At 66.1% G+C, this 14,780-nt stretch carries 17 protein-coding genes and 1 pseudogene; 11 read left to right on the top strand and 7 right to left on the bottom strand.

What is annotated here, in order from left to right; translation table 11 throughout:
* Positions 1-4: 4 nt before the first annotated feature.
* Complete coding sequence (locus LMF57_RS12930) at positions 5-547, bottom strand: GNAT family N-acetyltransferase (RefSeq protein WP_117310801.1); 543 nt, start codon at positions 545-547, stop codon at positions 5-7.
* Between the two features lie 100 nt (positions 548-647).
* Positions 648-1,484: a glycine zipper 2TM domain-containing protein gene (locus LMF57_RS12935; RefSeq protein WP_117310802.1), complete on the bottom strand. Its 837-nt coding sequence runs from the start codon at positions 1,482-1,484 to the stop codon at positions 648-650.
* 163 nt (positions 1,485-1,647) lie between these two features.
* Here LMF57_RS12935 and LMF57_RS12940 point away from each other — a divergent pair, with 163 nt between their 5' ends.
* The gene (locus tag LMF57_RS12940; protein ID WP_080148438.1) at positions 1,648-1,863 is read left to right on the top strand and encodes a DUF6116 family protein; all 216 of its coding nucleotides are present in this window, start codon (positions 1,648-1,650) and stop codon (positions 1,861-1,863) included.
* On the top strand, positions 1,860-2,660 hold the full coding sequence (locus LMF57_RS12945; RefSeq protein WP_229290005.1) for a TatD family hydrolase: 801 nt from the start codon (positions 1,860-1,862) through the stop codon (positions 2,658-2,660). The genes LMF57_RS12940 and LMF57_RS12945 overlap by 4 nt, the downstream gene beginning before the upstream one ends.
* On the opposite strand, the gene LMF57_RS12950 is transcribed toward LMF57_RS12945, so the two are convergent.
* Positions 2,645-3,472, bottom strand: coding sequence for a tRNA threonylcarbamoyladenosine dehydratase (locus LMF57_RS12950; protein ID WP_025876770.1), 828 nt, complete (start codon positions 3,470-3,472; stop codon positions 2,645-2,647). The two genes, LMF57_RS12945 and LMF57_RS12950, sit on opposite strands and share 16 nt — an antisense overlap.
* 79 nt (positions 3,473-3,551) lie before the next feature.
* On the opposite strand from LMF57_RS12950, the gene LMF57_RS12955 reads away from it, so the two are divergent.
* Together LMF57_RS12955 and LMF57_RS12960 are read left to right on the top strand one after the other, a co-directional pair.
* Positions 3,552-3,986, top strand: a complete 435-nt coding sequence (locus tag LMF57_RS12955; protein ID WP_025876769.1) for a cytochrome c — start codon at positions 3,552-3,554, stop codon at positions 3,984-3,986.
* Positions 3,987-4,116: 130 nt separating this feature from the next.
* Positions 4,117-4,614 carry a glycine zipper 2TM domain-containing protein gene (locus LMF57_RS12960; protein ID WP_117310806.1) on the top strand — a complete coding sequence of 166 codons (498 nt, stop codon included), beginning with the start codon at positions 4,117-4,119 and terminating at the stop codon, positions 4,612-4,614.
* A gap of 88 nt (positions 4,615-4,702) precedes the next feature.
* Here LMF57_RS12960 and LMF57_RS12965 read toward each other — a convergent pair whose 3' ends face one another.
* Positions 4,703-4,912 (bottom strand): cold-shock protein, encoded by a 210-nt coding sequence (locus LMF57_RS12965; protein WP_025876765.1) that lies wholly within the window; start codon positions 4,910-4,912, stop codon positions 4,703-4,705.
* 237 nt (positions 4,913-5,149) lie between these two features.
* Here LMF57_RS12965 and LMF57_RS12970 point away from each other — a divergent pair, with 237 nt between their 5' ends.
* The 3 genes from LMF57_RS12970 to arsC all read left to right on the top strand — a co-directional run bounded on the left by LMF57_RS12970 (position 5,150) and on the right by arsC (position 7,253).
* Complete coding sequence (locus LMF57_RS12970) at positions 5,150-5,635, top strand: DUF456 domain-containing protein (RefSeq protein ID WP_033831531.1); 486 nt, start codon at positions 5,150-5,152, stop codon at positions 5,633-5,635.
* 122 nt (positions 5,636-5,757) lie between these two features.
* Positions 5,758-6,912 (top strand): phospholipase A, encoded by a 1,155-nt coding sequence (locus tag LMF57_RS12975; protein WP_032951931.1) that lies wholly within the window; start codon positions 5,758-5,760, stop codon positions 6,910-6,912.
* Entirely contained in the window at positions 6,912-7,253 is a 342-nt protein-coding gene (arsC, locus tag LMF57_RS12980) for an arsenate reductase (glutaredoxin) (protein WP_032978833.1), read from the top strand. The genes LMF57_RS12975 and arsC overlap by 1 nt, the downstream gene beginning before the upstream one ends.
* A 94-nt stretch (positions 7,254-7,347) precedes the next feature.
* Here arsC and LMF57_RS12985 read toward each other — a convergent pair.
* The 3 genes and pseudogenes from LMF57_RS12985 to LMF57_RS12995 form a co-directional block, all read right to left on the bottom strand.
* Positions 7,348-7,991: pseudogene (locus LMF57_RS12985) on the bottom strand (glutathione S-transferase family protein).
* Positions 7,992-8,044: 53 nt separating this feature from the next.
* Positions 8,045-8,389, bottom strand: coding sequence for a hypothetical protein (locus LMF57_RS12990; RefSeq protein WP_229290006.1), 345 nt, complete (start codon positions 8,387-8,389; stop codon positions 8,045-8,047).
* 208 nt (positions 8,390-8,597) lie between these two features.
* A complete protein-coding gene (locus tag LMF57_RS12995; RefSeq protein WP_025876754.1) occupies positions 8,598-10,115 on the bottom strand; it encodes a fumarate hydratase in 1,518 nt (505 codons plus the stop codon).
* A 147-nt stretch (positions 10,116-10,262) separates the two neighbouring features.
* Between LMF57_RS12995 and LMF57_RS13000 the strand changes: the two genes are divergently transcribed.
* From LMF57_RS13000 to LMF57_RS13015, 4 genes are all read left to right on the top strand, one after another.
* The gene (locus LMF57_RS13000) at positions 10,263-11,159 is read left to right on the top strand and encodes an RNA polymerase sigma-70 factor (protein ID WP_229290007.1); all 897 of its coding nucleotides are present in this window, start codon (positions 10,263-10,265) and stop codon (positions 11,157-11,159) included.
* Between the two features lie 36 nt (positions 11,160-11,195).
* Positions 11,196-11,645 (top strand): carboxymuconolactone decarboxylase family protein, encoded by a 450-nt coding sequence (locus tag LMF57_RS13005; protein WP_229290008.1) that lies wholly within the window; start codon positions 11,196-11,198, stop codon positions 11,643-11,645.
* Positions 11,646-12,026: 381 nt separating this feature from the next.
* A complete protein-coding gene (locus LMF57_RS13010; RefSeq protein ID WP_229290009.1) occupies positions 12,027-13,898 on the top strand; it encodes an ABC transporter ATP-binding protein in 1,872 nt (623 codons plus the stop codon).
* Positions 13,899-13,977: 79 nt separating this feature from the next.
* Positions 13,978-14,757, top strand: a complete 780-nt coding sequence (locus LMF57_RS13015; protein ID WP_025876750.1) for a ferredoxin--NADP reductase — start codon at positions 13,978-13,980, stop codon at positions 14,755-14,757.
* Positions 14,758-14,780: the final 23 nt, after the last annotated feature.

Below are 14,780 nucleotides of genomic sequence, written 5' to 3' on the forward strand. Positions count from 1 at the left end.
GCGCTCAGCGTGCGCGCTGTTGCCACTGCCCGCGCGATTGCCCCCAGATTTCCAGCGGTTTGCCTTGATAGGGCGGTGGCAACTGCCCCATGCGCAGCAGCGTACTGCCGAGCTTGCGTGCAACCACCTTCGAGTTCTCGTTGTCTTCGGCGATGGTGTGGATCACCTCGTCCCAACCCAACGTATCGAACGCCCAGTCGATCGCTGCGGTCGCCGCCTCCGGTGCGTAGCCCTTGCCCCAGCTGGCCCGGCGGATGCTCCAGCCGACCTCGGTGCCGGGCCAGTCCTGCGGCTGCCACGGCCCCATGCGACCGATCCATTCACCGCTGGACTTCTCGATCACGCTGAACATCGAGAAGCCGAACAGCTGCCATGCGCCGGCCAGGCTGCAGAAGCTGCGCCATGCCACCGAGGGCGCCTGCACACCGCCCAGCGTGCGCATCACCTCCTCATCGGCGCAGAACGCCAGATAGGGGGCGTAGTCCTGCCGCTGCGGCGGACGCAGGATCAGGCGTTCGGTTTCGATGCGCAGGTCGAAGATGCTCATGGCGTCATGGTAGAGCCACAGCACGCGTGGATGAACCCCAGCCGCAGAAAAAAACAGGCCAGCAGAGGCTGGCCTATTCGTTACCGTTGCTGCCGGAGAATTACTGACGGTTCGCGGTCGCGTCGCCGGCTGCAGCCGTCTGGGTGACCAGCTGCCCATCCACCACCGGCAGGCGATCGCTGGCCGGCTTGTTGTCCATACGCACGGTCTTCTCTGCGCCGTCGTAGCGGTAGGTCACGTTGTAGCCCTTGACCACGTCACTGGTGCCCATGGCAATGCGGTTGCCCGGCTTGCTGCCCATGCGCATCGTGCCGGTGGTGCCGTCTTCATTGCGGTAGGTCACGTTGTAGCCGGTGACCCGGCTGGACTCGGAGGTCGCCGTTTCGGTGTGGCACTGGCGCTCGGTGCGGTTGACCACGCGGCCACCCACATGGCGCTTGTCGACCTGGTTGCCGATGAAGCCACCGGCCACGGCACCGGCAGCGGTCGCGGCCTTCTTGCCATTGCCGCCGCCCACCTGGTTGCCCAGCAGGCCACCGACCACGGCACCGACCACGGTACCACCGACGTTGCCGTCACGCTCGGGCAGGCGTTCCTGCACCACCACGTCCTGGCAGACCTCATGCGGGGTCTGGGTGGTGGACGTCTCGCGTACCGGATCGGTGCCGATCACGGTGGCATAGGCCTTCTGCTTCTCGGTGATCGGATCGACCTTCAGCACATCGGCGTATTCCAGGCCACGCGGCGCACTGGCGTCCAGTGCGTCGCCACGCGCGCCATCGTCGGTGGCATTGCCATCGACCAGGCGCGATTCACTCGGGTTCCCGGCGCTCAGTTCCGGCGACTTGTCACCGCTCTTCATGAAGGCGGCGGTGGCGATACCACCGACCAGCAGCGCGCCCGCTGCGACCAGGACAGTTGTAGTTGTGCTTTTCATGACCTGCTCCTTGCGGACCGTCCGCAACGTTCTCAGGCCAGATTGCAGCATGCGGTGCCTGAACGGAATCTCCACATTTCCTGCTCACCGCCGTAACCCATTCAGCATCTGGAAATGCTGGGCCCGTGGTAGCGTTTGCACATTCCCCCGGAGGACCTCCGCCATGGCCAACCCGATGCTGCTGCCGGTCCTGCAATGGGCACGCCGGCTGCGCTACCCCACGCTGTTCAAGCTGACCGCGGGCCTGTTCGCGCTGACCCTGTTCATCCCCGACCCGATTCCGTTCGTCGACGAACTGATGCTGGGCTTGGGCACCCTGCTGCTGGCCAACTGGAAGAACCGCAGCGCGACCACGCCACCGCCGCTGGAGCAGCGTTGAACCTGCTGGTCGACAGCCACTGCCACCTGGATGCCAGCGAATTCGATGGCGACCGCGCGGCGGTCATCAACCGCGCGCGCGCTGCCGGCGTGCAGTGGCAGGTGGTTCCGGCGGTCACTGCGGCCAGCTGGCCAAAGCTGCGCGAGGTCTGCCAACAAGCGACGGGGCTCTACCCCGCCTATGGCCTGCACCCGATGTTCCTGGACCAGCACCGGCCAGAACACCTGCCACAGCTGCGTGAATGGATCGAACAGGAGCGGCCCTGCGCGATCGGCGAGTGTGGGCTGGATTTCTTCGTCGAGGGCCTGGATGCCGAGGCCCAGCAGGCCTATTTCCTCGGCCAGCTGACGCTGGCCCGCGAGTTTGACCTGCCGGTGATCGTGCATGCCCGCCGTGCAGTGGATGCGGTGATCACCGCGATCCGCCGCATCGGTGGCCTGCGCGGGGTGGTGCACAGTTTTTCCGGCAGCCCGGAACAGGCCGCACAATTGCACAAGCTGGGATTCCTGCTTGGCCTGGGCGGACCGTTGACCTACGAGCGTGCGCAGCGCCTGCAGCGGCTTGTTCGCGAGATGCCGCTGGAACAGTTGCTGCTGGAGACCGATGCGCCGGACCAGCCCGACGCGGGTATCCGTGGCCAGCGCAACGAGCCGGCGCGGCTGGCGGTCATCGCCCGCCACATCGCCGCACTGCGCGGGATGGAACTGGACGCCGTGGCGCAGGCCACCACGGACAACGCACGGCGGTTGTTCAACCTGCCCGCCTGGCCCGGCGCTACCGATCACGCGTCGGCGTGATCCTCGGCCACTTCGGCCTTCACCTTCTTCGGTTCCAGCAGCATCTCCAGCGCCTTGCCCACGGCCGCGAACGCAAACGCGCCGGTGATGTGGGTGGCCGCGCCCAGGCCGGCGCCGCAATCGAGCTTCAGGGCCGCATCCGCGCCCAGGTTCGGCCGCAGGCCGCAGACACTCCCGTCGGCCTGCGGATATTTCACGTTTTCCAGCGAATACACCGCCGGCACGCCGAAATAGCGCTTGGCATTCTTCGGGAAGTTGAATTCGCTGCGCAGCTTCTTGCGGATCAGCGCAAGCATCGCGTCATGCTCGGTGCGCGAAACATCGCGGATGCGCACCAGGGTGGGATCGGTACGGCCGCCGGCCGCGCCGACGGTCAGCAACGGCAGCTTGCGGCGGCGGCACCAGGCGATGGTTTCCACCTTCACCCGGAAGCTGTCGCAGGCATCGATCACCAGGTCGAAACCGCGGTCCAGCAGTTCGGCCATGTTGGCCGGGGTCAGGAATGCCTGCACGGCGTCGACCTCGATCTGCGGATTGATCGCCCGGCAGCGCTCGGCCATGGCCTCGGCCTTGTTGCGGCCGTAGTTGCCTTCCAGCGCCGGCAGCTGGCGGTTGGTATTGGATACGCAGATGTCATCGGCATCGATCAGGGCCAGATGGCCCACCGCCGAGCGCGCCAGCGCCTCCACCACCCACGAGCCGACGCCGCCCATGCCGACCACGGCAACACGGCTGCCCTGCAGGCGCTCGAGCGCGCCGACGCCATACAGCCGTTCAATACCGGCGAAGCGTTGTTTGACCTGTTCGTTCATCGGGCTATTTTAACGTGCAGGTCCCCTGACTACAGCACGACGACGCCGAACCCACCGTTGCACGCCCGGAGCGCCCGCCATGAGTGCCAGCCCACCCCGCCGCCCGTCCACCGCCTACCGCTATCTGTTCGTGCTCGGCCTGGGCCTGCTGATCGGCCTGATTGCCACGGTGATGGTCGGCCGCGCACTGCAGGCACGCCGCGATCCGTTCCCGGACAGCCTGATGCAGGTGATGCAGCGACAGGCAGATCTGCTGCAGCAGGCTCAGCAGCAGAACCGCTGCAGCCTGGCCGACAGCGTCCCGCGCCTGCAGGTGCTGCGCCTGCTGTCCAACGATCTGGACCAGGCCTTCCCCGGATTGAAGGACAGCCGGCAGTTCCAGCAGCACGCCAGCCAGTACCGGGCCGATCTCAATGCGGCATTGGCCAGCCCGCCGATCGACTGCAACGCGTTGGCGCAGCAGGTCCAGGCACTGCAGGACGATTGCCGGGCCTGCCATCAGGACTTCCGCTGATTCATCTTCGAGTGGGCAAAGGCCGATGTGGTTGGCGCCTTGTTCACGTTGGAAAGAGGAGGATTCGCTCACCCTGCTGCATGACGCAGTACCACCCAACGCACCCGCCTTCACGGCCAGGAGACGCCCCATGAAGATCCAGCTCATCGCCGCCAGTGTCATCGCAACCGTCGGCCTGGCCGGCTGTGCCACCTCGCCGGGCTATGGCGGTGGTGGTTACAACAACAGCGGCTACAACAACGGCGGCTACGGCAACAACTCCGGTTACAACCAGGGCCGCTGCGCTGACTGCGGCATCGTCACCCGCATCAGCGCCGTGCAGTCCGGCCGTACCGCACCCTCCGCCACCGGCGCGATCCTCGGCGGCATCGTCGGCGCGGTTGCCGGCCATGAGATCTCCGACCACACCGGCGGCAGCCGCGGCAACAAGAACATCGCCGCCGCCGCCGGCGCCGTGGGTGGCGCATTGGCGGGCAACCAGATCCAGAAGAACGTCACCAGCGATACCTACGACATCAGCGTGCGCATGGATGATGGCCGCACCATCGTGGTCAACCAGCGCGACCTCGGCGGCATCCGCGAAAACACCTATGTCCGCGTGGTCAACGGCAAGGTCATCCTGCGCTGAACCGCAGCGGGCCCCGGCCGATCAGAACCGGAGTGACAAAAAAAGGCCCGCTTGCGCGGGCCTTTTTCATGCCGGCAAGCGGCAGGTATTACGCCGGCTGGACCTTGTCAGCCTGCAGGCCCTTCTGGCCCTGCACCACTTCAAAGCTCACAGCCTGGCCTTCCTTGAGGCTCTTGAAGCCCTGGGTCTCGATGGCACGGAAGTGCACGAACACGTCCTCGCCATTCTGCCGGCTGATGAAGCCGAAGCCCTTGGCATCATTGAACCACTTCACGGTACCGTTCTCGCGATCAGCCATCTCACTAACTCCCTATGACTCTCTACTTGTTGTTGGATACGCCTGTTGGGCGGCTGACAAGCAAGGGGGAAGCGAGGTGCATCGATGCAGCGGATCGGAACGATCTTGCTTCATCAGGCCACGATCCACGGTGACCTTGCCAAGCTCAGCGACTGCAACTTAACCCGACCAAAACGAAAAAGCAACTGGCAAAAACCTTTCACTGTCAACCCCAAAAAGACAACCATACGGGACAGCATGGACCTCTCATTCATCTTGTATCTGCTAGCGGTCATTTTTGTCCTCATCGGCATCGCCGGCATCGTCCTGCCAGCCCTGCCGGGCATCCCGCTGGTCTTCATCGGGCTGGTGCTGGCGGCCTGGGCAGACGGCTTCGTCCATGTCGGCTGGCCCACCCTGCTGATCCTCGGCGTGCTGACCGCGCTTTCGCTGCTGGTCGACGTGCTGGCGACCGTGGTTGGCGCCAAGCGCGTGGGCGCCAGCCGCAAAGCGCTCTGGGGCACCTTCATCGGCAGCATCGTCGGCCTGTTCTTCATGCCGATCGGATTGTTCGCCGGGCCGTTGCTGGGCGCGCTGCTGGGCGAGTACTGGCATACCCGCGAGCTTGGCCGCTCGACCAAGGTCGGGCTGGCCACCTGGCTGGGCATCCTGCTGGGCCTGGCGCTGAAGCTGGCGCTGGTGATCGCGATGCTGGGCCTGTTCGCCTTCGCCTGGTTCCTGTGAGGCATGCGGCCTTCACGCAGCGCGCACGCACACGCCGGGCATAAACCCGTGGGGCTGGCCGTTACCGGATGCAGCCGCCACACTGTCCCTCTTTCCGCATTCATTCCGAAGGGCCTGCTGCAATGACCCTCTCTCCGTTGTTTCCCCGCCTTGCACCGCTGGCGTTGGCCCTGGCCAGCGCGCCTGTGGCTGCCCAGGAATTCGCGCCCAGCGCCGAAGCCTCGCCGGCCGCCTGCGCGGCCATCACGACCGATGCTGCCCGTCTGGCCTGCTACGATCGCCAGTTCGGGCGCACGCCCCAGGCCACCGCCGAAGCTGATGCCGCCGCCGAAGCCGCCGCACAGGCACGTCGCGAGCAGCGCGACACCACGCGGGTGAGCCAGGGCGAGGAGAAGCTGCGCGAGCGTGTCAGCGATCTGTTCCGGTCCGAAGCGCCGGACAGCGCACTTGCCAATGCCGGCCGCGGTTCGCTGCTGGACAGCCGCTGGGAACTGGCCGAGGACTCCAAGCTGGGCCCGTTCCAGCTGCGCGCGTACAAGCCTGTGTACCTGCTGCCGGCATTCTGGACCAGCGACCGCAACACCATGCCGCACTCGCCGAACCCGGCCAACAGCGTGACCACCCCGCAGGTGCTGGACAGCGCTGAGCTGAAGTTCCAGATCAGCTTCAAGACCAAGATCGCCGAGAACCTGTTCGGCGACAACGGCGACATCTGGGCGGGCTATACCCAGAGTTCGCGCTGGCAGGCCTACAACGGCGAGGACTCGCGCCCGTTCCGCGAGACCAACTACGAGCCGGAAGTGATGATGGTGTTCCGCAACGGCTACTCGATCGGTGGCTGGCGTGGGCGGATGACCGGCATCAGCCTCAACCACCAGTCCAACGGCCGTGCCGATCCGCTGTCGCGCAGCTGGAACCGGGTGATCCTCAACGTCGGCCTGGACCGCGAGAACTGGGCACTGGTGCTGCGCCCCTGGTACCGCATTCCCGAGACCCGCAGCGACGACAACAACCCGGACATCGAGGACTACATGGGCCGCGGCGATGCGACCCTGACCTGGAACCACAAGGGTCACGAAGTCTCGTTGATGGCACGTCATTCGCTGCGCACCGGTGACCGCTCGCATGGCGCGCTGCAGCTGGACTACGGCTTCCCGATCAGCAATCTGCTGCGCGGCCATGTGCAGATCTTCGACGGCTATGGCGAGAGCCTGATCGATTACAACCACAAGGCGACCTACGTCGGCGTCGGCGTGTCCCTGCTGGAGTGGTTCTGATGGATGTGACGATCTGGCACAACCCCGCGTGCAGCAACTCGCGCGGGGCGCTCCAGCTGATCCGCGACGCAGGTTTCGAGCCGGTGGTGATCGACTATCTCGGCAGCCCGCCCGATGTGGCCACGCTGCGCCAGGTGCTGGCCGAATCCGGCCTGGCCGCGACCGGGCTGGTGCGCAGCAAGGAACCCGAGTTTGCCGCACTGGGTCTGCAGGGAAGCGATGACGACGCCCTGCTGGCCGCGATGGCCACCCACCCACGGCTGATCAACCGCCCGGTGGTACGCACCGCGAAAGGTACCCGCCTGTGCCGGCCCCCGGAAACGGTGCTGGAGATCCTGTAACCCGCCCCGCTTTGGTAGAGCCGAGCCATGCTCGGCTGCGGTTCGCGTGCCACCCGTAAATGCAGCCGGGCATGGCCCGGCCCTGCAGAACGGGTTACCGCCAGTCGGTGATGCCTTCGCGGCGATAGACCTCGGCGAACGCCGCGCGCGCCTTCAGTCGGTCCGCATACGCCTTCAACACCGGCCAGTGGTCGCTGGGGGTAGGCATGTTGCGTGACCAGCGCATCAACATCACCAGCATGAAATCGACCACGCCCGGCGCATCGCCGAGCAGGTAGGGACCGCCGTCCTGCAGGTGTGCGGCAACGTGCTGCCACGCCGCCTCCAGCTGTTGCCGTGCCATCGTACGCACCGCCTCGATGCACTCGCCACCCGCTGCTTCATGCGGATAGAACCAGGCGCGGTAGGCCGGCTGCACGGTGTTGGCGCACCAGAACATCCAGCGATAGGCCTCGCCGCGTGCCGGCGTGCCGGCGTGCCGACAGCAGGCAACAATCCTGCCTGTGGATGGCGGTCTGCCAGATACAGCGCGATCGCGGCCGCCTCGGTCAGCACCTGGCCGTCGATCAACAGGGTCGGCACCCTGCCCGCCGGATTGAGCGCCAGGTAGCCAGCTGATTTGTGCTCGCGCGTTTCGAAATCGAGCAGCACCAGTTCGTGCTCGATGCCGAGCTCGATCAGCAGCCAATGCACCACCAACGAGGCGGTGCTGGTGGAACCATACAAGGTGGTGCGCATAGGACCTGTCCTGGGCGGGGAACGGCTGATTATGCGCGCTGTCCCCGGCGTGGTCAGCCGCAGGTGCTCATGCAGGTATCACGACGCTCGCCGCAGCCCATCATCGGTGCGCGCAGGGTGCAGTCGTGCGCCTTCAACTCGCAGGAACGGCGCAGTTCCGGATGCTCGATGTCCTTGCAGCGTTTGTCCGGCGTCGGTGCCACCTGCTGCTCGCAGATGGACTGGCGGCTGCCGATCCCCTGGCCTTCGGCCATGCAACTGCGATAGCTGGCCTGGCACTGCATCTGGCACTGGGCACCGGCGCTGAAGCCGCCGCCACCGCCATACGACGAAGATGACGTACTGCAGCCGGCCATGACCAGCAGGGTGACAAGGGAAAGGCTACGCAACAGGTTCACAGGACGCTCCTTGTTCAATAGACCGGAAGACTGCCAGGCAAGGGCGACTGCGGGGAAAACACTGCGTATTCCTTGACGCACAAGCAGCTTCCCTTGCCTGGCAACGCGCACACCCTAGCAAAGCCGCGCGGTTGCAATCGTTGAACGAAGAACGGCGCCACCCCGGCGCCGTTCTGCAATCGGACGAGCGTGGTCGACGCCGCGCCGATCACTCCACCACGACAGGAATCTTGCCGATGCGGGCCTGCCACTCGCGCGGGCCGGTCTTGTGCACCGACTCGCCGGTGGAATCGACGGCCACGGTCACCGGCATGTCTTCCACGGTGAACTCGTAGATCGCTTCCATGCCCAGGTCCGCAAAGCCGACGACCTTGGCCGCCTTGATCGCCTTGGACACCAGATAGGCCGAACCACCGACGGCCATCAGGTAGGCCGACTTGTGCTTCTTGATGGCCTCGATCGCGGCCGGACCGCGCTCGGCCTTGCCGACCATGCCCAGCAGGCCGGTCTGTGCCAGCACCTGCTCGGTGAACTTGTCCATGCGGGTGGCGGTGGTCGGACCGGCCGGGCCTACCACTTCGTCGCGCACCGGATCGACCGGGCCGACGTAGTAGATGAAGCGCCCCTTCAGATCGACCGGCAGTTCCTCGCCCTTGTTGAGCATGTCGACCATGCGCTTGTGCGCGGCGTCGCGGCCGGTCAGCAGCTTGCCGTTGAGCAGCAGGGTCTGGCCCGGCTTCCAGCTGGCCACGTCTTCCGGGGTGATCGTGTCCAGGTCCACGCGGGTGCCCTTGGACGCGTCGTAGGTCAGCTTCGGCCAGTCTTCCAGCGACGGCGGGTCCAGCATCACCGGGCCGCTGCCATCCAGGGTGAAGTGCGCATGGCGGGTGGCGGCGCAGTTCGGGATCATCGCCACCGGCAGGTTGGCCGCGTGGGTCGGGTAGTCGTTGATCTTGATGTCGAGCACGGTGGTCAGGCCACCCAGGCCCTGCGCACCGATACCCAGTGCGTTGACCTTCTCGTACAGCTCCAGACGCAGTTCCTCGATGCGGTTGGACGCACCACGGGCCTGCAGCTCGGTGATGTCGATCGGCTCCATCAGCGCTTCCTTGGCCAGCAGCATCGCCTTCTCGGCAGTGCCGCCGATGCCGATGCCGAGCATGCCCGGCGGGCACCAGCCCGCGCCCATGGTCGGCACGGTCTTCAGCACCCAGTCGACGATCGAGTCGGACGGGTTGAGCATGGCGAACTTGGTCTTGGCTTCCGAGCCACCGCCCTTGGCGGCAACGATCACCTCCACGGTGTTGCCCGGCACCACCTTGACGTTGACCACGCCCGGGGTGTTGTCCTTGGTATTGATGCGCTTGCCGGCCGGATCGGCCAGCACCGAAGCGCGCAGCTTGTTGTCCGGGTACAGGTAGGCGCGGCGGATGCCTTCGTTGGCCATGTCCTCCACGCCCATGGTGGCGTCATCCCAGCGCACGTCCATGCCGATTTCCAGGAACACGGTAACGATGCCGGTGTCCTGGCAGATCGGCCGGTGGCCTTCGGCGCACATCCGCGAGTTGATCAGGATCTGCGCGATCGCCTCCTTCGCTGCCGGCGACTCCTCGCGCTCATAGGCGGCGGCAAGGTTCTTGATGTAGTCGACCGGGTGGTAGTACGAGATGTACTGCAGCGCGTCGGCGACGGACTGGATGAGGTCTTCCTGCTTGATCGATGTCACGGATTGCTCGCTTGCTGAAGGCTGGCGGGGGTAATCCGCCCATTTTACCCCCTCCCTCGACCGTGGGGTGGTGGTGCCGGCCGCTGGCCGGCAAGATCCGACCCTGCCCTCTGTCACGCCGCGCCCCGCTGGCGCGTCCTTGCCCACATGAACGCCGAAACCGCCTTCCAGACCCACCGCCCACGCCTGATGGCGCTGGCCTACCGCCTTCTTGGCAGCCGCAGCGACGCCGAGGACGTGGTCCAGGACGCTTGGCTGCGCTGGGCCGGCAGCGATACCACCGCCATCGCCGACCCCGGGGCCTGGCTGGTGACCACCACCACCCGGCTGGGGCTGGACCGGCTGCGGGCAGCCAAGCGTGAACGCACCCACTATGTCGGGCCGTGGCTGGCCGAACCGCTGGCGATCACCCTCGAACCCGACCCGGCGCCCGGCCCCGCGCAGCTGCACGCGCTGGCCGACGACGTCTCCGTGGCCTTCCTGACCCTGCTCGAACAGCTCGGACCGGAGGAGCGCGCCGCCTTCCTGCTGAAGGAAGCCTTCGACCACGACTACCGCGAGATTGCCGAGCTGATCGGCCACAGCGAGGCCAATTGCCGCCAGCTGGTGCACCGGGCCCGGCAGCGCCTGCAGTCTGGGCGGCCGCGCTTCAATGCCGATGCCAGCCAGCACCGACAGCTGCTGGCCCGTTTCATGGATGCTTCCCAGCGTGGCGACAGCGAGGCCATCCAGGCGCTGCTGCATGCCAACGCGCTGCTGGTTTCCGATGGCGGTGGCGTGGTCACCGCAGCGGTGCGGCCACTGCTGGGCGCCGAACGCATCGGCCGCCTGTTCTGGGCCATCGCCCGTCGCGGCGCGGCGCATCCGGCACAGCTCGGCTACGTCAATGGGGAACCGGCGATCCTGCGTTTTGAAGGTGACCACCTGCACTCGATCACCACCATCGAGGTGGTCGATGGCCGCATCGCCCATCTCTACAGCGTGCTCAATCCGAACAAATTGCCGTCGGTTGTCACGCGCGGCGATGCTGCGGCGTCCTTGTAATGAAAGGCGGCCACCGTGGCCGCCGTGGAGCCGAAAATGTCCGACCATGCCTCTCCCCGCGTTCCCTACACCCGCCTGGCCGCCGAGGCCTTCAAGGGCCTGCTGGCCACCAGCAAGGCAGTGCATGACAGTTCGATCGATCCGACGTTGATGGAACTGGTGTTCCTGCGCGTTTCGCAGCTCAACGGCTGCGGCTACTGCATGGACATGCACGGCACCACGCTGCGCAAGGGCGGCATCGAGCCGCGCAAGCTGGATACGCTGCCGGCCTGGCACGAAAGCCGCTTCTTCGACGACCGCGAGCGCGCAGCGCTGGGCTGGGCCGAGGCGCTGACCCGGTTGACCGATGGCGCACCGTCGCAGGCGGCGTTCGATGCGCTGGCACCGCACTTTGATGAGAAAGGCATCAGCGACCTGAGCATGGGCATTGCAGTGATCAATGCCTGGAACCGGCTGGGGGCTGGGCTGTTGCCACCGCTGCCGTAAAAGGGGGGGTGACGGCCGGGCTGCCGCCCGGCACCCGCTGTAGTGCCGGCCGCTGGCCGGAAACCCCAGCAGCAACAGCAACAGCGAGGTTACTGAGGAATGGCGGGGTGGGCCAGATCGCAGGGGACGCTGCAGGTACGTTCATGTAGGCACGGTCGCCGCATCCACGCGGCTCACGCCCCTGCGACCTGGCCCACCCCGCCGTCGACAGGTTCCTGCTGCTCTGGGTTGGTAGGTGTCGACCTTGGTCGACACGGTAGATCCACGCCATGCGTGGATGTGGTTGGGTCGGATCCCCTCGCAACGCGAACGGATCCAACCCCGGCGCCCACACGGCTGCCCTGACCCCACCTGCACGTATCAGGCGCGCACAATGGCGGCATGCCCGCCTCTCCCATTGCCGGCGCTGCCGGCGCCAAGAAACCCAGCCTGCGCCAACGCTTCAAGGCGATGCGCAACCTGCCGCCGTTCCTGCGCCAGGTGTGGCAGACCAGCCCCGCGCTCACTCTGGCCAGCCTCGGCCTGCGCCTGATCCGTGCGCTGCTGCCGGTGGCGATGTTGTACGTCGGCAAGCTGATCATCGATACCGCCCTGCACCTTAGCCAGCACGGAGCCGGTTTTCCGCCGCTGGGCGAGGCGCTGTCCAGCGGCCTGCTCAATCCACTGCTCGGCCTGCTGGCACTGGAATTCGGCCTGGCGATCGCCTCGGACCTGCTCGGTCGGCTGGTCAGCTACGCCGATGCGCTGTTGTCGGAGCTGTTCGCCAACGCCACCAGCGTGCGCCTGATGGAACATGCGGCGACCCTGGACCTGGAGGATTTCGAGGACCCGGACCTGCAGGACAAGCTGGACCGCGCACGGCGCCAGACCATGGGCCGGATGAACCTGATGAGCCAACTGTTCGGCCAGGTGCAGGATGCGATCACCGTTGCCAGCCTGGCCGTCGGCCTGCTGGTCTACGCACCGTGGCTGATCCTGCTGCTGGCGCTGGCGCTGGTGCCGGCCTTCATCGGCGAGTCGCACTTCAATGCGGCCGGCTACAGCCTCAACTTCCTGTGGACGCCGGAGCGCCGCCAGCTGGACTACCTGCGCCAGCTCGGTGCCAGCGTGGAGACAGCCAAGGAAGTAAAGATCTTCAACCTGCACCGGTTCCTGGTCGACCGCTACCGCAGCCTGTCGGCGGCACTGTTCCTGGCCAACCGCGCGCTTGCCCGGCGGCGGGCGTTCTGGGGCACGTTGCTGGCCGCGCTGGGCACGCTGGGCTACTACACCGCGTATGCGTATATCGCCTGGCGCACGGTGCGTGGCGATTTCTCGATCGGTGACCTGACCTTTCTCGCCGGCAGCTTCCTGCGCCTGCGCCAGTTGCTGGAAGGCCTGCTGATCGGGTTCTCGCAGGTGGCCAGCCAGGCGCTGTACCTGGACGACCTGTATTCGTTCTTCCAGATCGAACCGGAAATCCATTCGCGCAAGGACGCGGTGCGCGTGCCGCAGCCGATCCGCGAGGGCTTCGTGTTCGAGGACGTGGGCTTCCGCTACCCCGACGCCGAGCAGTGGGCCGTGCGCCACCTGGATTTCCACCTGCACGCGGGCGAAGTACTGGCGCTGGTCGGCGAGAACGGCGCGGGCAAGACCACCCTGGTCAAGCTGCTGGCACGCCTGTACGAACCGGACGAAGGCCGCATCCTGCTGGATGGGCGCGACCTGCGCGAATACGACCTGGACGACCTGCGCGCCAATCTGGGCGTGATCTTCCAGGATTTCGTGCGCTACAACCTCAGCGCCGGCGAGAACATAGGTGTCGGCCAGGTCGAAGCGATGGACGACCGCGCGCGGATCTCCGATGCCGCCCGCCGCGGCATGGCCGAGGAAGTGATCGCTGCCCTGCCCGGCGGCTACGACCAGCAGATCGGCCGCCGCTTCCAGCAGGGCGTGGACCTGTCCGGCGGCCAGTGGCAGAAGATCGCCATCGCCCGTGCGTGGATGCGCGACGCACAGGTGATGATCCTGGACGAGCCCACCGCGGCACTGGACGCCCGCGCCGAGTTCGAGGTGTTCCAGCGGTTCAGGGAATTGGCGGATAATCGTACGGCAGTGCTGATTTCCCACCGCTTTTCTTCAGTACGCATGGCCGACCGCATCCTGGTGCTGGCCGATGGCCGGATCGAAGCCAGCGGCACGCACGAGCAGCTGATGGCACAGGGCGGCCGCTATGCCGAACTGTTCGAACTGCAGGCGGCCGGTTATCGCTGAGAACGCCTCTCGTTCCGCCTAATGAGAACCTGTCTCATTTGAGATAGAATTGTCCCGACGACTTCTGATAGATACGCCCATGTCCTCCGCTTTCGGCGCCGAAACGGTGCTTGAGGTCCGCCACTGGACCGACGCCTACTTCAGCTTCACCCTCACCCGTGACAGCGGTTTCCGCTTCGAGAACGGCCAGTTCGTGATGATCGGCCTGGAGACCGATGCGCGGCCGCTGCTGCGCGCGTACTCCATCGCCAGCGCCAACTGGGAAGAACAGCTGGAATTCTTCAGCATCAAGGTACAGGACGGTCCGCTGACCTCGCGCCTGCAGCACATCAAGCCAGGCGACAAGGTACTGGTCGGCAGGAAGCCCACCGGCACCCTGCTGATCAGCGACCTGCACCCGGGCAAGCACCTGTACCTGCTGGGCACCGGCACCGGCCTGGCGCCGTGGCTGTCGGTGATCAAGGACCCGGAGACCTACGAGCGCTTCGACAAGGTGATCCTGTGCCACGGTGTGCGCTACGAAAAGGACCTGGCCTATCGCGATTATTTCGAGAAGGAACTGCGCGAGCATGAGTTCCTGGGCGAAATGGTCGGCGACAAGCTGCTGTACTACCCGGCGGTGACCCGCGAGCCGTTCCCCAACCAGGGCCGCCTGACCTCGCTGATGGAAAGCGGCGAGATGCAGCGCACGCTCGGCCTGCCCGAGCTGAGCCCGGAAAACGACCGCGCGATGATCTGCGGCAGCCCGCAGATGCTGGCCGACCTGCGCACCGTGCTGGACAGCCGCGGTTTCCAGACCTCGCCGCGCATCGGTACGCCCGGCCACTACGTGTTCGAGCGCGCGTTCGTCGAGAAATAAGCCGCCTCGGTAGCGCCGGGCCA

The organism is Stenotrophomonas sp. SI-NJAU-1, from assembly GCF_020883215.1.
In the GTDB taxonomy this organism is placed as follows: Bacteria; Pseudomonadota; Gammaproteobacteria; order Xanthomonadales; family Xanthomonadaceae; genus Stenotrophomonas; species Stenotrophomonas indicatrix.

Bases quoted from the DNA above. Each gene is read 5' to 3' on its own strand.
- LMF57_RS12930 (WP_117310801.1), bottom strand. From the start codon at position 547: ATGAGCATCTTCGACCTGCGCATCGAAACCGAACGCCTGATCCTGCGT.
- LMF57_RS12935 (WP_117310802.1), bottom strand. From the start codon at position 1,484: ATGAAAAGCACAACTACAACTGTCCTGGTCGCAGCGGGCGCGCTGCTG.
- LMF57_RS12940 (WP_080148438.1), top strand. From the start codon at position 1,648: ATGGCCAACCCGATGCTGCTGCCGGTCCTGCAATGGGCACGCCGGCTG.
- LMF57_RS12975 (WP_032951931.1), top strand. From the start codon at position 5,758: ATGACCCTCTCTCCGTTGTTTCCCCGCCTTGCACCGCTGGCGTTGGCC.
- LMF57_RS13015 (WP_025876750.1), top strand. From the start codon at position 13,978: ATGTCCTCCGCTTTCGGCGCCGAAACGGTGCTTGAGGTCCGCCACTGG.
- LMF57_RS13010 (WP_229290009.1), top strand. From the start codon at position 12,027: ATGCCCGCCTCTCCCATTGCCGGCGCTGCCGGCGCCAAGAAACCCAGC.
- LMF57_RS13005 (WP_229290008.1), top strand. From the start codon at position 11,196: ATGTCCGACCATGCCTCTCCCCGCGTTCCCTACACCCGCCTGGCCGCC.
- LMF57_RS12950 (WP_025876770.1), bottom strand. From the start codon at position 3,472: ATGAACGAACAGGTCAAACAACGCTTCGCCGGTATTGAACGGCTGTAT.
- LMF57_RS12960 (WP_117310806.1), top strand. From the start codon at position 4,117: ATGAAGATCCAGCTCATCGCCGCCAGTGTCATCGCAACCGTCGGCCTG.
- LMF57_RS12965 (WP_025876765.1), bottom strand. From the start codon at position 4,912: ATGGCTGATCGCGAGAACGGTACCGTGAAGTGGTTCAATGATGCCAAG.
- LMF57_RS12955 (WP_025876769.1), top strand. From the start codon at position 3,552: ATGAGTGCCAGCCCACCCCGCCGCCCGTCCACCGCCTACCGCTATCTG.
- arsC (WP_032978833.1), top strand. From the start codon at position 6,912: ATGGATGTGACGATCTGGCACAACCCCGCGTGCAGCAACTCGCGCGGG.
- LMF57_RS12970 (WP_033831531.1), top strand. From the start codon at position 5,150: ATGGACCTCTCATTCATCTTGTATCTGCTAGCGGTCATTTTTGTCCTC.
- LMF57_RS13000 (WP_229290007.1), top strand. From the start codon at position 10,263: ATGAACGCCGAAACCGCCTTCCAGACCCACCGCCCACGCCTGATGGCG.